Origin of the sequence: Halomonas meridiana, from assembly GCF_009846525.1 — a bacterium.
In the GTDB taxonomy this organism is placed as follows: Bacteria; Pseudomonadota; Gammaproteobacteria; order Pseudomonadales; family Halomonadaceae; genus Vreelandella.
In genome coordinates, this window is the sequence record NZ_CP024621.1 from 526,709 (window position 1) to 541,407 (window position 14,699).

Consider the following 14,699-nt stretch of genomic DNA (forward strand, 5'->3'; position numbering starts at 1 on the left):
CTATGTTCGGTTTTTTCAAACGTAAGAAAAAGCACGACTCCCAGCAGGAGCCTCAAGACGCCCAGGAGCAGCCAGCGCTGCCGGAAGAGCCCGAAGGCGCGCCCGATACGGCGCCTGAGGCGGAGGTTTCAGCCCCGGCGACATCGCCGGCCGAGCCGCAGGAAGAAGAATCCCTCAAGCCGGCAGCGCGCGAGGACGCCTACGCGCTCGCTCAGGAGCAGTCGCCCGAGCCGGTGAACAAAGAGGACGTGCAGCCCACCGGGGTCGATGAGGACGTGGCCCCGGCGCCGATGATGGATACTGTGCCAGAGCCAGAGCCAGAGCCAGAGCCAGAGCCAGAGCCAGAGCCAGAGCCAGAGCCAGAGCCAGAGCCAGAGCCAGAGCCAGAGCCAGAGCCAGAGCCAGAGCCAGAGCCAGAGCCAGAGCCAGAGCCAGAGCCAGAGCCAGAGCCAGAGCCCGCCGCGAAGCCAGCCCTTCAAGAGAAGCCAGTGGCGGAAAAGGGCGAAAAGAAAGGCTGGTTTGCGCGCATCAAGTCTGGTCTAGGGAAAACTCGCGCCAACCTGACCGACGGCCTGGCCGATCTGTTCCTCGGCAAAAAGCATATCGATGACGAGCTGCTGGAAGATCTGGAAACTCAGCTGCTCATGGCCGATGTGGGTATCGAAGCGACGAGCGAGATCATCGAGCGCTTGGAAGCGCGGGTGTCCCGCAAAGAGCTGAACAACCCCGAGGCGCTCTACCGTGGCTTGCAGGAAGAGTTAGCCGCGCTGCTGGCCCCCGTGTCGGCTCCGCTCAGCTTCGAGAAAGAGAGTGATGGCCCCTTCGTGATTTTGGTGGTCGGGGTCAATGGCGTTGGTAAGACCACCACCATCGGTAAGCTCACCCAGCGCTTTCAGCGCGAAGGTAAGAGCGTCATGCTGGCGGCCGGGGATACTTTCCGTGCCGCGGCGGTCGAGCAGTTGAAGGTGTGGGGCGAGCGGAACAGTGTGCCGGTCATTGCTCAGCATACCGGTGCCGACAGCGCTTCGGTGATATACGACGCGGTGGCGGCCGCCAAGTCTCGCGGCGTGGACGTGCTGATCGCCGATACCGCCGGGCGGCTGCACAACAAGAGCCACCTGATGGAAGAGTTGAAAAAAGTCCATCGGGTAATGCAGAAGCTCGATGACACAGCGCCCCACGAGGTCATGCTGGTACTGGATGCGGGCACGGGGCAGAACGCCATTTCCCAGGCCACGACCTTCAACGAAGCGGTGCCGATTAGCGGGATTACCCTGACCAAGCTGGATGGCACCGCCAAAGGCGGCATCATCTTCGCGCTGGCAAAGCAGCTCGAGACGCCGATCCGCTTCATTGGGGTAGGCGAAGGTCTGGACGACCTGCGCCCCTTCAACGCCAACGATTTCGTCAACGCGCTGTTTGACCGCCAAGGAGACGATGGCCGCGCATGATTGCCTTTGAGCACGTGGGGAAGCGCTATGGAGGGCGCTTCGAGGCGCTGGCACACCTGAACTTTCGCGTCGCGAGAGGTGAAATGGTGTTTCTCACCGGCCACTCGGGAGCGGGAAAAAGTTCGCTGCTGCGCTTGATCATGCGGCTGGAAAAACCCAGCCGGGGACGCGTCGTCGTGGCCGGGCACGACATCGCCCAACTCCACGCCAGCCAGGTGCCGTTCTACCGCCGTCAGATTGGCGTAGTGTTTCAGGATCATCAGCTGCTGTTTGATCGTAGCGTGTTTCACAACGTCTCGCTGCCGCTGGACATTCAGGGGGTGGAACCCCGCGAAGCGGCCCGGCGCGTGCGCGCCGCGCTGGACAAGGTTGGCCTGTTACACCGTGAAAAGGCCTTGCCCATCGAGCTGTCGGGCGGTGAGCAGCAGCGCGTGGGCATCGCCCGCGCCGTGGTTAACAAACCCGCACTGCTGCTGGCCGACGAACCCACCGGAAACCTCGACCCCCAGCTCTCTGCCGATATCATGGCGCTATTCGAAGACTTTAACCGTATCGGCACCACGGTGATGATTGCGAGTCACGACTTGGCGCTGATCGCGCGCCTACGTCATCGAATTCTGCGCCTGCGTGATGGGCGTCTCGTCGCCGATGAGGGGGCCGTATGAAGCGCTCGACCACCCCTCGCCAAAGCGGCGCTGCTCCGCGTCCGCGCGCCGCCCGCGCGCCCGTGAAGACCGCTACGCCTACACCCGAGAAAACGCCCCGCAGCGGCGCTCGCTCTCAGCAAACGCGCGTTAGCAGTCGCCTGCGAGCGTGGGGCCGTCACCATCGCGCCATGGCGCTGGATAGCCTTTTTCGACTGGTGCGCTACCCGCTGGGCAACTTGCTGACCATGCTGGCGATTGCCATCGCCCTGGTGCTTCCCGCAGCCCTGTGGCTGACGCTGGACAGCGCCAAGCTGCTGGACGCCGAGCTGGATGAAAGCGCATCGCTCACCGTGTACCTCGAGATGGGCGTCGACGCAGCGCAAGCGTCCCGAATCGAAGAGGCGGTGAGCGCTGATGACGGCGTGGCCAAGACGCGCATGATTAGCCCTGAGCAAGGCATGGCGGATTTTCAGCAGTCGCTGGGTATCGACGATACCCTAGCAGGGCTCGAGGACAATCCGCTCCCCGCGAGCATCGTCATTTCCCCCCAAGATGTAGAGCCCGCTGCGATGGCCGAACTGGCCGAGCGATTGGAGGGGTTAGCTGGCATCGACGAAGTCCGCGTGGATTTAGCCTGGGTCGAGCGGCTGCGCCATTTGGCGGCACTCGGCCGCCGCGTTGCGCTGGCGCTGGGCGTGCTGTTCGGTTTCGGTGTGCTGCTGGTCGTTGGCAATACCATCCGCTTGGCGGTGGAGAGTCGGCGTCGAGAAATCGAAGTGGTGATGCTGATCGGCGCGACACACGCCTTCGTGCGTCGACCCTTCTTGTACAGCGGTGCCTGGTATGGCGCGGGGGGAGGGCTCCTGGCGCTGGGGCTGTTGGCCTTGGGCAACCACTGGCTATCGTTGCCAGTGGCCGCGCTGGCGGCCAGCTACGGTGCCAGCTTCAGCTTGCCGCAGTTGGACGTGACAGGCTCTACAATTCTGCTATCTTGCAGTACACTACTTGGCTGGCTAGGCGCTTGGCTTGCCGTCACGCGTCATCTGTCCAGTATTCGCCCGCGCTGAGCCGACGCCTGCACCGCTGTCATCATAGAGTTACATGCAGCGTCTAGACTCGATACCCTGTGTCATGCGGGCAACCACGGGGAATATCTACCCCCGTTGGTCGATGCAGTGTTGGCATCGGTCATTTGAACCTTAGGCTTCGACTAAGGTCTTAAGCGTTAATGCAAGACGTTTGGCAGCACGTATTCACGTCACGCCAGCACGTCAACCACGATAGGTTTTAAGGGAGACCACCTGCACATGAGCACTAGTCTTCTACCGGTGGGACAGCTTTCGCCAGGTAACGACCTGGGAGGCTATATTCAAGCGGTGAATGGCATCGCTGTGCTGAGCGTCGAGGAAGAGCGCGAGCTAGCGTTCCGCCTCTACGATGAGGGCGATTTGGAGGCAGCGCGCCGGTTGGTGCTGTCGCACCTGCGGTTTGTGGTGCACATTGCCCGCAGCTACTCAGGCTACGGCCTGCCGCAAGCGGACTTGATCCAAGAAGGCAACGTAGGCTTGATGAAAGCCGTGAAGCGCTTCGACCCGAATCAAGGGGTGCGCTTGGTGTCGTTCGCCGTGCATTGGATCAAAGCCGAGATTCATGAGTTCGTGCTGCGTAACTGGCGTATCGTCAAAATCGCCACCACCAAGGCGCAGCGTAAGCTGTTCTTCAACCTGCGCAGCGCGAAAAAGCGTTTGGCATGGCTGAACAACGACGAGGTCGATGCGATTGCCAAAGACCTCGACGTGAAGCCGGAAGTCGTGCGCGATATGGAAGGCCGCCTCTCGGCATTCGATGCCGGGTACGATGCGTCGCCCAGCGACGACGAAGAGAGCACGTACCAAGCGCCAGCGTACTTCCTCGACGATGCCTCCGCCGACCCGGCAACGCAGCTCGAAGATAGTGACTTCGAAGAGGACTCCACGCGCCGTCTTCAATTGGCGCTCAAAGGGCTGGATGAGCGCTCGCGGGATATTCTGCAGCGCCGCTGGCTCACCGACGATAAAGCCACGCTGCACGATTTGGCCGATGTGTACGGCGTTAGCGCCGAGCGTATTCGCCAGCTCGAAAAGAACGCCATGAAGAAGCTTCGCCAGAAAATGGGCGACGCGGTGATCGCAGCGTAACGCTGAGTCGTCACGATAAAAAACGCCCCGACGGTTCGCACCGCCGGGGCGTTTTCGTTTGCCTCGTTCGTCTGTCACGTCATGCAGGTTGGGCCGTGGCCCGTAACAGCTGGCCCGAGATCAGCGTCCACTGGTCGTCCCAATACTCGGTAGGTAGCCGTTTGAAGTCGCTGCGTACGTATTGCGAAATACGCCCCTCGGCCTGAGCGATCAACAAATTGGCGGCGGCCGAGGCGGAAATGCTGGTGCGCAGCCCTTCGCGCAGCTCGGCTTCACGGAGCACCTGCTTGAGCTGGGTCTCTAGGCGCTCGAAGAGCTGGTGTACCCGCTGGCGCAGTCGAGCGGTCTCTCCGGTGAGCACATCGCCTCCCAGTACCCTGGCAAGCCCTGGGTTCTTCTCGGCAAACCCAAGCAGGAGCGAGAGAATCGTTCCGCAGCGGGTGGTTGCGTCGGGAATATCATCGAGAATGCGGGTGATTCGGGCGAAAATGCTCTCTTCGATAAAGTCGATCAAGCCCTCGAACATGCGCGCCTTGCTGGGAAAATGGCGATACAGCGCCGCTTCGGAAACGCCCACTTGGCGCGCCAGGGCAGCCGTGGTGATGCGTTTACCGCTATCCTCTTCCAGCATGATGGCCAGCGCCTGCAGTATCTGCTCGCGGCGGCGAGGTTTGCGATCGTCACTCATGACTCTTGCCCTCCGTCGCGATTAGCCTGCGTCAGTGATCAGGGTGCCTACCCCGGCGTTGGTGAAAATTTCCAGCAGTACGGCGTGGGGCACACGCCCATCGATGATGTGGGCGCTGTTCACGCCGCCTTTCACCGCGTCCAGCGCGCAGCGGATCTTGGGGAGCATCCCGCCGTAGATGGTGCCGTCGGCAATCAGACCGTCCACCTGAGCGGTCGTGAGCCCGGTCAGGACCTTGCCTTCGCTGTTCATCAAGCCTGCCACATTGGTGAGCAGCATCAGCTTTTCGGCGTTCAGCGCTTCGGCCAGCTTTCCTGCCACCAGGTCGGCGTTGATGTTGTAGCTGTTCCCTTCGTCATCGACCCCGATAGGCGCGATGACCGGGATGAAGTCGCGAGCGGCCAGCATCTCGATGAGGTCGGTGGAGATCGACTCCACTTCGCCCACGTGGCCAATATCGATGATCTCCGGCGCGGTCATCTCCGGGCTTTGGTGCTCTACCTTGAGCTGGCGAGCGCGAATTTGAGCGCCATCTTTTCCGGTCAAACCAATCGCTTTGCCGCCGCTTTGGTTGATCAGGTTGACGATGCTCTTGTTGACCAAGCCGCCCAGTACCATCTCGACCACGTCCATGGTTTGGGAGTCGGTGACCCGCATGCCGTTGACGAAGCGGGATTCGATATTGAGCTTCTCCAGCAGACTGCCAATTTGCGGACCGCCGCCGTGCACCACTACCGGGTTGATGCCAACCTCTTTCATCAGCACGATGTTACGAGCAAACGAGTCGATCAGCGTGTCTTCGGTCATGGCGTTGCCGCCGTATTTGACGACGACGGTTTTACCGGAAAATTGCTGAATATAGGGAAGTGCTTCTGACAGCACTTCCACAACGACCTGAGGGTCGCGGCTAGCTGAACTCATGACGATGTCCCTTGGCTCTTTTTTAATGTCGGTTGCGTCGCTGTGCGCGGCTGGCAATCACAGCCTGTTTAACACGTCGCGCGTTCTAAAGGCGCGATCATGCCGTTGTGGTGGCCGGTATGGTCAGTGTAGGTGCGACACCGTGCAGCGCGTTTGCAAAGCGTTCACGGATGCGAGCAAGTGCTTCGCTGTCCTTTCCCTCGAAACGCAGAACCAGTGCAGGCGTCGTGTTTGAGGCGCGGCATAATCCCCAGCCGTCTGGGTAATCAACGCGAATGCCATCCAGCGTGGTTTTGATACCTTCGCCGAAGTCGCCCTCTCTGGCAAGCGTCTCGATAATGGCAAATTTTTCTTCATCGGCAACGCTGATATTGATCTCTGGCGTGCTGACATCCTGGGGGAACTGGTCGAAAAAAGCGTCCGCATCGCCTTGGAACTGGGCAAGGATCTCCAGCAGTCGAGCGGCCGAGTAGAGGCCGTCATCGAAACCGTACCAGCGCTCCTTGAAAAAGAGATGACCGCTCATTTCACCGCCCAGCAGCGCGCCGGTCTCTTTCATCCGCGCTTTGATGAGCGAGTGGCCGGTGCGCCACATCTCGGGGTCGCCGCCTGCCTCGCTAATCACCTTCGCTAGGTTGCCGGTGCACTTGATATCGAAGACGACTTTGGCGCCCGGGTTGCGCGACAGCATATCGGTGGCAAACAGCATCATCAGGTGGTCGGGATAAATCATGCGCCCTCGGGGCGTGACGACGCCTAGACGGTCACCGTCGCCATCGAAGGCCAGGCCGATGTCGGCACCGGTCTGTTGAACGTGGCGAATCAGGTCCTGCAGATTTTCAGGCTTACCGGGGTCGGGGTGATGGTTGGGGAAGCGCCCATCGATCTCGGCGAACAGCGGCGTGGTGGCGACGCCCAAACGTTCGACGAGCTGGGGGCCTAATTCGCCCGCCACACCGTTGCCGCAATCCACCACGGCGCTGAGCGGGCGTGCCAGTGTCACATCACTCAAGATGCGCTCCAGGTAGGTGGCGCGCAAATCGTGGTGGCGAACGCTACCGTCGCCGTGGGTGAAATTACCTGCCTGAATGCGCTCAAAGAGCGCAGTAATCGCGTCGCCCGATAAGGTGTCGCCCGCCAGGACGATTTTAAAGCCATTGTAGTCCGGCGGGTTGTGGCTACCGGTGAGCATCACGCCTGAGCGGCTCTCTGCCAGCGTATGCGTGGCAAAGTAGAGGACCGGTGTGGGCACCATGCCGATGTCGATCACGTCCCGCCCTGCGGCCTGTAGGCCGCGAATGAGCGCCGCCTGCAGGCGCGGCCCAGAGGTGCGGCCATCCCGGGCCACGATCACCGTCTGTTCGCCCCGAGCGGCCGCTTCGGAGCCGACGGCGCGGCCAATCAGCTCGGTGGTGGCGTCGTCAAGTGTGTCATCTACTACGCCGCGAATGTCATAGGCGCGAAATATCGAAGCGGGTACGGTCATCATCGATCCTTGAAAACGCTGATAGGGGAGTGAGTCGGCGCGTTATTGACGTCCGGTGCTGCCAAAACCGCCGCTGCCGCGGGACGAGTCGGTGAAGCGATCGACGAGGTCGAGATCAGCTTGCACCACGGGCACCAGAACGTATTGGGCGAGCCGTTCGAAGGGGGTGATCGTGAAGCTGGCCTGACCGCGGTTCCAGACCGAGATCATCAGCTCGCCCTGGTAGTCGGAGTCGATCAAACCTACCAGATTGCCCAGTACGATGCCGTGTTTATGGCCAAGGCCAGAGCGCGGAAAAATCATGCCCGCTAAGCCTGGGTCTTCGATATAGATGGCCAGCCCAGTGCGCACGAGCTGACACTCGCCAGAGGCGAGCGTCAGCGGCTCATTCAGCAACGCCCGTAAGTCCATGCCTGCAGAGCCTGCCGTGGCGTAGGTGGGCAGATAGTCATGCAGACGCTCGTCCAAAACGTGGCACTGTAGGCGCGGGCGGGGGCTACTCATGGTCAGGCTCCAGAGGTGGTCAAGGAGAGTTGTGTGAAAGCGCGTTGAACGATCAGCGCGGCCAACTGGGTTTTGGGTTGCGGCGCCGCCGCCCATTGCTCGCTTCCATGGGGCGTTCGCCATAGCAGGAGCGCTGCGTTGTCGTCGCTGCCAAAGCCCAGGCCCTGCTGGGAAACGTCGTTGGCGACGATCATGTCGAGCCCTTTGCGGGTGAGCTTGTCCTGGGCGTAGCGCTCCACGTCCTGGGTCTCGGCGGCAAAGCCCACGACGAAGGGGCGCTGGCCGTCTGGCAGTGCCGCCACGTCGGCAATGATGTCGGGGTTTTTCACCAGCGTGAGCGTCAGGGTGTCCTGGTCGTCGGTTTTTTTCAGCTTGTGCTCGGCCGCATGGGCGGCGCGGTAATCGGCCACCGCTGCGCAACCAATGAACAGCGCTGCCGTTGGTGCGAGGCGCAGCGCTGCCTCGTGCATCTGCAGGGCCGTATCGACGCTGATCCGCTCGACCCCATGAGGGGTGGGCAGATTGACCGGGCCGCTGATCAGCGTAACCCGTGCTCCTTGCGCGGCGGCTTCGGCTGCCAGGGCATAGCCCATCTTGCCTGAGCTGTGATTCGACAGGTAGCGGACGGGGTCTAATGCTTCCCGGGTAGGGCCAGCAGTAATCACCACGTGCGGAGCATCTTGGGAGGCAATGGACGGTGGAGCAAAATGGCGGCGAAGCGCTTCAATGATCTCCTCAGGTTCGCTCATTCGCCCTGGGCCGACGTCACCGCAGGCTTGGTCGCCTGCGGCGGGGCCAATGAGCTGCCAGCCGTCGCTGGCCAGCTGGGCGACGTTGCGCTGAGTGGCGGGGTGGCGCCACATGGCTTGATTCATCGCTGGCGCGATGAGTCGTGGCGCCTCGGAGGCCAAGCAGAGCGTAGTGAGCAGGTCATCCGCCATGCCGTGCACCAGCCGCGCGATCAGGTCGGCCGTGGCCGGGGCGATGACGATGGCATCCGCCCAGCGGGCGAGCTCGATGTGTCCCATGCCGGCTTCCGCGTCAGGATCGAGGAGCGAGGTCCGCACGGGCTCGCCCGAGAGCGCCTGAAGCGTGAGGGGCGTGATGAAGGCTTGGGCCCCCTCGGTCATGACCACGCGCACTTCGCAGCCCGCCTGCTTGAGCAGCCGTACGATCAGCGCGCTTTTGTACGCCGCGATGCCCGCGCTAACGCCGAGCAGCAGGCGCTTACCCGCAAGTGACGACAAAGGGGAGTGCGAAAGTGAGGCCATGGTGGGCAGTCCAGTGTGACGATCAACAAGGGGCTTACCATACCATTTGACCGATTATTTTGGCATGCTCAGGCGAGCGCTGATAAAGCTAGGTAAAGTGAGGTGTGCGGTAGGCATCGCTCATCAAGTGTAGAGGCAGGGAGGCGTCGAATGGGAATTAATCACTGGCCTGAGGGCGAGCGGCCACGGGAAAAACTGCTCAATATGGGCGCTCAGGCGCTCTCGGATGCGGAGCTTTTGGCTATTTTTCTTCGCGTAGGGGTGCAGGGGCGCTCTGCGGTGGATTTGGCGCGGGACCTGCTTACCAGTTTCGGGGGATTAAGGCAGTTGCTGGAAGCCGACCAAACCCAGTTCTGTGCCGCTCGTGGGCTGGGGAGCGCTAAATTTGCGCAACTACAGGCCACACTTGAGCTTTCAAGGCGGCATTTAGCCAGTCAACTGGCGCGTGGCAATGCGTTAACCTCACCTGCCTTAGTGCGTCACTACCTGAGCTCTCAACTGCGTCATTTGGGGCATGAAGAGTTCGCGGTACTTTTTTTGGATACGCAGCACCGAATTATTCGCTATGAATCCCTGTTTCGCGGTACCCTAGACAGCGCATCCGTTTATCCCCGCGAAGTTGCCAAGCGTGCGCTGGAACTACATGCTGGCGCTGTCATCCTGGCCCACAATCACCCCTCGGGTGTGGCTGAGCCCAGCGATGCCGATCGACGTATCACCGAACGCTTGAAAGATGCCCTTGCACTCTTTGACGTGCGGGTTCTCGATCATTTTGTGGTGGGAGACGGAGACGTGGTGTCGTTTGCCGAGCGTGGCTGGCTATAGCCGTCATATCAGCAGGAGAAAACGTGCGGCGGGTTGTAAGGCCAATGCCTCTTTTCTAAGTAAATTGTCCAAAAACGCGCTTTTTTGGCCTTTTTGGGCGGTTTCGCTTGCTGGTAGCTAGGTGCTCTGGTATAAAGTGCCACCTTTGAACTTGGGTTGAATAACGGATTTGGGTACAGCTAGGCGGTTAACTGCGTCGACTCCCTCCCTGCTCCGGTTTGCCCGACAGTTTTGAACAACTCGCCAAGCGGTTGGAGGCTCTCATGTCCAAAGTATGTCAGGTTACCGGCAAGCGTCCGGTAACTGGTAATAACGTTTCTCACTCCCAGCGTAAGACACGTCGTCGTTTCTTGCCGAACCTGCACACCCATCGTTTTTGGGTTGAATCCGAAAACCGCTTCGTCAAGCTGCGCGTTTCCTCCAAAGGCATGCGCATCATCGACAAGAAAGGTATCGAGACGGTTCTGGCCGACATCCGCAAACGCGGCGACGCTATCTAAGCTAGCTTCTGGTAAGCACTTTTGGGAGAGTTAAACCATGCGCGATAAGATCAAGCTGGTGTCTAGTGCCGGTACTGGCCACTTCTACACCACTGATAAGAACAAGCGGAACACCCCGGATAAGTTCGAATTCAAGAAATACGACCCGGTGGTCCGTAAGCACGTCATCTACAAGGAAGCCAAGATCAAGTAATCGCGGTTACGATGATCGGCTTTCACCGCAGGCGAGCGCCTGTTGAAAAACCCGGCCCAAAGCCGGGTTTTTGCATGTCTGTCGTTAGTGCCCTGGCTGGTCCTGGCTGTCACGGCGCTGTCATCATAGGCTTTCATCATGCCCGAACTGCCTGAAGTAGAAACCACACGACGTGGCATTGCCCCCTATCTCGAAGGGCAAGAGATTACCGAAGTGCGAGTGCGCCAGCCGCGCTTGCGCGTGCCGGTGCCTGACGATCTGGCCGATCGCCTGATCGGCGCGCGCGTCGGCGAGCTGGCGCGCCGCGCCAAGTATTTGCAGATGCCGCTAGCCATGCCCGATGGCCATGCCACGCTGCTGTGGCACTTGGGCATGTCGGGAAGCCTGCGTATTGCGCGCCTGGGCGACGTGCCTAAAAAACACGATCATGTGGATCTTGTGACGGCCAGCGGCTATGTGCTGCGCTACCATGACCCGCGGCGGTTTGGTTTCGTCGACTGGCAGCAGGGCGACGGCAGTGGCGATACCCGCCTTGCGCATCTTGGCCCCGAGCCGCTGAGCGAGGCCTTCGATGGCCAGTGGCTCTACCGCCTGTCCCGTGACAAGCGCGTGGCGGTCAAACCCTTTTTGATGGATAACCGCGTGGTCGTGGGTGCGGGCAATATCTATGCCGCCGAAGCGCTGTTCATGGCTGGTATCGACCCGCGCCGTGCGGCGGGGCGTATCTCCCGGGCGCGCTACGATGCGCTGGCGGCCGCCGTCAAAGAGGTCTTGGCGGCAGCCATTACCCAGGGCGGCACCACGCTGCGCGATTTCGTCAGCGGCCAAGGAGAGCCCGGTTATTTCGCCCAGCGGCTGAACGTTTACGGTCGCCACGGGCAGCCCTGCCTGCGCTGTGGCAGCGAGCTTAGGCGGATCACTCTGGGCCAGCGGGCCAGCGTTTTTTGCCCCGGCTGCCAGCGCTAATCGCCGCCTTGGGCGGCGACCTGTTTTGCTTATGCGGGCAGCGCGTCGACGTTGCTCGCCTGCTCTTTTGGAGATTGTTGTGACTCAACGCCTGCGCCTGAACAAGAACGCCGATCGCCGCTTGAAGGCTGGCCATCTGTGGATCTACTCCAACGAAGTCGATATCAAAGAGACGCCGCTGAAAAACTTTGCGGCGGGTGAGCCTGCGCTCGTGGAGGCGTCCAACGGAAAAACGCTGGGCGTGGCTTACGTGAATCCCCACTCGTTGATCTGTGGGCGCGTCATGTCCCGCGATCCTGAAATGCGCCTGGACCGCTCGCTGTTCGTGCATCGTTTCAATCAAGCGCTCGCGCTGCGTCAGCGCGTGTTCGATCAGCCGTTCTATCGTCTGATTCACGGTGAAGGCGATCTGCTGCCGGGCTTGGTGATCGACCGGTTTGGCGATGTGCTGGTGGTGCAGCTCAACACCGCCGGTATGCAGGCACTGGCAGAGGAGATCGTCGATGCGCTGGAGAAAGTCGTCAAGCCGAGCGCCATCGTCTTCCGTAACGACACCGGTGGCCGCCGTCAGGAGGGTCTGGAAGCCCACGTGGAAGTGGTCAAAGGCACGCTGCCCGATGAAGTGCTGCTGGTCGAAAATGGCGTCACCTTTGCCGTACCGGTGCTGAACGGCCAGAAAACCGGCTGGTTCTACGATCACCGCGTCAACCGCGCTTGGCTCAACAGCCAAGTGGCGGGTAAGCGCGTGCTGGATGTCTTCAGCTACGTGGGTGGCTGGGGCGTTCAGGCAGCGGCCAGCGGGGCATCAGAAGTGCTCTGCGTGGACGCATCCGGTGCGGCGCTGGAGCAGGTGGCGCGTAACGCCGAGCTGAACGGTGTTCAAGAGCAGGTGGCGATTGGCGAAGGCGACGCCTTTGAAGCCCTGGCGGCATTGAAGGCCGATGGCGAGCAGTTCGACGTGGTGATTCTCGATCCGCCTGCGTTCATCAAAAAGCGCAAGGACATTCCCAACGGTGAGCGCGCCTACTCGCGTCTCAATCGTGAGGCGATGCGTTTGCTGGGCCGCGACGGCCTGCTGCTGTCGGCGTCGTGCTCCATGCACTTGGCGTCCGAGCGCTTGGTCGACGTAGTCCGCGGCGCGGTGCGCCACCAGGATCGTCACGGCCAGGTCATCTTCCAGGGCCACCAAGGGCCGGATCATCCGGTACATCCGGCCATTCCGGAAACGGCCTATTTGAAGGCGCTGGGCGTTCGCGTATTCCGCGATTGAACCCCCCGCTAACCGTCAATATGAGGTAGAACAAGGAGAGAGCCACATGGAGTGGGCATTGCCAGACCCGTTTGTGATCGACCTGAAGGTGCTGCCCGAGGCGATCGATGCCTATCAGCACGTCAATAACAGCGAGTACTTGCGCTGGGTTGAGCAAATTAGCTGGGCGCACTCCGAGGCACTGGGGCTCTCTCTTGAGCGCTACCGATCGCTGGACAGGGCAATGGTGGTACACCGCCATGAGCTGGACTACCTCGCACCCGCCTTTTCCGGCGATGCGCTGCAGCTTGCGACTTGGATCGTCGCCTGCGACGGCCGGTTTAGCCTAACCCGTCGCTTTCAGTTGAAGCGTGTGGAGGATGGCAAAACGCTGCTCAACGCCCGCACCCGATTTGCGTGCGTGGCCCTCTCCAGCGGCCGCCCGAAGCGTTTGCCCGACGAGTATCAGCGTATCTATGGCAGTGCGGTGATCGAGGAGCGATGAGGCGGCGCTGAGGAGCGTCGATTTTTTCGTGTGCCGCGCTCACGCACTAGATATTTCTGTTAAAAAACGCCTTAGCCGGCGTTTTTTTCGTTTTGATTCATAGGGGTGGTGGTCCTCACCGGCTGTGCTGTAATGCAGTGAGCAACGTGTCGTTCATCCGAATTGTGGAGAATTCAGCCATGAAAATTGCCGTTCCCAAAGAGATCAAAAATCACGAGTACCGTGTCGCCCTTACGCCGACAGGGGTGCGCGAGCTAACCGGGCGTGGCCACCATGTCTACGTGGAGAGTGGCGCGGGCGACGGCGCAGGCTTTCCCGATAGCGCGTATCAAAGCGCGGGCGCCACCATCGAAAAAAGCGTGGAGGCGCTGTGGCAACACGCCGAGCTGATCTTGAAAGTCAAAGAGCCGCAGCCAGAGGAAGTAGCGCGTCTCACCCCGGAGCATACGCTATTTACCTACTTGCACTTGGCCGCTGAAAAGTCCCTCACCCAAGGGCTAATGGAAAGCGGTGCCACTTGTATTGCCTACGAAACCATTACCGATGCCAAAGGCGGCCTGCCACTGCTTGCTCCCATGAGCACCGTCGCTGGCCGAATGGCCGTACAGGCGGGGGCGCATAGCCTGGAGAAAGCGCAGGGCGGTTCTGGCGTACTGCTGCCGGGTGTCCCCGGTGTGTCGCCAGGCAAGGTGACAGTGATCGGCGGTGGCGTGGTGGGCGAGAACGCTGCTCGCATGGCGCTGGGACTGGGCGCGGACGTCACGATTCTGGATAAATCCATTGCCCGGCTGGAAGTGCTGGATGATCGCTATCAGGGGCGCATCAAAACCGTTTACTCCACGGCCGACGCGCTGGATCACGCGGTACGAGAGTCGGACATGATCGTGGGGGCCGTGCTCATTCCGGGGGCTGCAGCCCCCAAGCTGATCACGCGTGCCATGCTGGCAGACATGAAGCTGGGGAGCGTACTGGTAGACGTGGCGATCGATCAGGGCGGTTGTTTCGAAACCAGCCGGCCCACCACCCACGCCGAGCCTACGTATCTCGTGGATGGCATCGTTCACTACTGCGTGGCCAACATGCCCGGCGCCGTAGCGCGGACCTCTACGCTAGGGCTGACCAATGCCACTCTCCCTTTCGTGCTGGCGCTCGCCGATAAAGGTTGGCAACGAGCCCTCGCCGACGATGCGCACTTTTTACCCGGCTTGAACGTACATAACGGTCAGATCACGTACCGCGCGGTCGCAGAGGCCTTTGGGTTGGAGAGCGTGGACCCCGGCAGTGTAGTGGGGTGATAAAGGGGTGAAGCGTGGTCT

The 14,699-nt window shown here is 60.9% G+C and carries 16 protein-coding genes; 11 read left to right on the forward strand and 5 right to left on the reverse strand.

Annotated features, from left to right (window positions below; translation table 11 throughout):
• Positions 1-2 precede the first annotated feature (2 nt).
• From ftsY to rpoH, 4 genes are all read left to right on the forward strand, one after another.
• Positions 3-1,451, forward strand: coding sequence for a signal recognition particle-docking protein FtsY (gene ftsY, locus CTT34_RS02670; RefSeq protein ID WP_159340960.1), 1,449 nt, complete (start codon positions 3-5; stop codon positions 1,449-1,451).
• Complete coding sequence (gene ftsE / locus CTT34_RS02675; RefSeq protein WP_159340963.1) at positions 1,448-2,116, forward strand: cell division ATP-binding protein FtsE; 669 nt, start codon at positions 1,448-1,450, stop codon at positions 2,114-2,116. Before ftsY ends, ftsE begins: the two co-directional genes overlap by 4 nt.
• Entirely contained in the window at positions 2,113-3,165 is a 1,053-nt protein-coding gene (gene ftsX / locus CTT34_RS02680; protein ID WP_159340965.1) for a permease-like cell division protein FtsX, read from the forward strand. Before ftsE ends, ftsX begins: the two co-directional genes overlap by 4 nt.
• A gap of 240 nt (positions 3,166-3,405) precedes the next feature.
• Positions 3,406-4,275: an RNA polymerase sigma factor RpoH gene (gene rpoH, locus CTT34_RS02685; RefSeq protein WP_159340967.1), complete on the forward strand. Its 870-nt coding sequence runs from the start codon at positions 3,406-3,408 to the stop codon at positions 4,273-4,275.
• A 79-nt stretch (positions 4,276-4,354) separates the two neighbouring features.
• On the opposite strand, the gene slmA is transcribed toward rpoH, so the two are convergent.
• The 5 genes from slmA to coaBC all read right to left on the reverse strand — a co-directional run bounded on the left by slmA (position 4,355) and on the right by coaBC (position 9,145).
• Positions 4,355-4,963, reverse strand: a complete 609-nt coding sequence (slmA, locus tag CTT34_RS02690; RefSeq protein ID WP_159340969.1) for a nucleoid occlusion factor SlmA — start codon at positions 4,961-4,963, stop codon at positions 4,355-4,357.
• 21 nt (positions 4,964-4,984) lie between these two features.
• Entirely contained in the window at positions 4,985-5,884 is a 900-nt protein-coding gene (gene argB / locus CTT34_RS02695) for an acetylglutamate kinase (RefSeq protein ID WP_159340971.1), read from the reverse strand.
• A gap of 97 nt (positions 5,885-5,981) precedes the next feature.
• The gene (locus CTT34_RS02700; RefSeq protein WP_159340973.1) at positions 5,982-7,370 is read right to left on the reverse strand and encodes a phosphomannomutase/phosphoglucomutase; all 1,389 of its coding nucleotides are present in this window, start codon (positions 7,368-7,370) and stop codon (positions 5,982-5,984) included.
• Between the two features lie 42 nt (positions 7,371-7,412).
• Entirely contained in the window at positions 7,413-7,874 is a 462-nt protein-coding gene (gene dut, locus CTT34_RS02705; RefSeq protein ID WP_159340975.1) for a dUTP diphosphatase, read from the reverse strand.
• Between the two features lie 2 nt (positions 7,875-7,876).
• Complete coding sequence (gene coaBC, locus CTT34_RS02710) at positions 7,877-9,145, reverse strand: bifunctional phosphopantothenoylcysteine decarboxylase/phosphopantothenate--cysteine ligase CoaBC (RefSeq protein ID WP_159340977.1); 1,269 nt, start codon at positions 9,143-9,145, stop codon at positions 7,877-7,879.
• A 150-nt stretch (positions 9,146-9,295) separates the two neighbouring features.
• Between coaBC and radC the strand changes: the two genes are divergently transcribed.
• From radC to ald, 7 genes are all read left to right on the forward strand, one after another.
• The gene (gene radC, locus CTT34_RS02715) at positions 9,296-9,970 is read left to right on the forward strand and encodes a RadC family protein (protein ID WP_159340979.1); all 675 of its coding nucleotides are present in this window, start codon (positions 9,296-9,298) and stop codon (positions 9,968-9,970) included.
• A gap of 263 nt (positions 9,971-10,233) precedes the next feature.
• Positions 10,234-10,470 (forward strand): 50S ribosomal protein L28, encoded by a 237-nt coding sequence (gene rpmB, locus CTT34_RS02720; protein ID WP_038481085.1) that lies wholly within the window; start codon positions 10,234-10,236, stop codon positions 10,468-10,470.
• A 37-nt stretch (positions 10,471-10,507) separates the two neighbouring features.
• Positions 10,508-10,663, forward strand: a complete 156-nt coding sequence (rpmG, locus tag CTT34_RS02725; RefSeq protein ID WP_009098622.1) for a 50S ribosomal protein L33 — start codon at positions 10,508-10,510, stop codon at positions 10,661-10,663.
• Between the two features lie 138 nt (positions 10,664-10,801).
• Positions 10,802-11,629 carry a bifunctional DNA-formamidopyrimidine glycosylase/DNA-(apurinic or apyrimidinic site) lyase gene (gene mutM / locus CTT34_RS02730; RefSeq protein ID WP_159340981.1) on the forward strand — a complete coding sequence of 276 codons (828 nt, stop codon included), beginning with the start codon at positions 10,802-10,804 and terminating at the stop codon, positions 11,627-11,629.
• Positions 11,630-11,708: 79 nt separating this feature from the next.
• Positions 11,709-12,899 (forward strand): class I SAM-dependent rRNA methyltransferase, encoded by a 1,191-nt coding sequence (locus CTT34_RS02735; RefSeq protein ID WP_159340983.1) that lies wholly within the window; start codon positions 11,709-11,711, stop codon positions 12,897-12,899.
• Between the two features lie 46 nt (positions 12,900-12,945).
• Positions 12,946-13,383, forward strand: a complete 438-nt coding sequence (locus CTT34_RS02740) for an acyl-CoA thioesterase (protein WP_159340985.1) — start codon at positions 12,946-12,948, stop codon at positions 13,381-13,383.
• 179 nt (positions 13,384-13,562) lie between these two features.
• Positions 13,563-14,678 carry an alanine dehydrogenase gene (ald, locus tag CTT34_RS02745; protein ID WP_159340987.1) on the forward strand — a complete coding sequence of 372 codons (1,116 nt, stop codon included), beginning with the start codon at positions 13,563-13,565 and terminating at the stop codon, positions 14,676-14,678.
• The last annotated feature ends 21 nt before the right edge of the window (positions 14,679-14,699 follow it).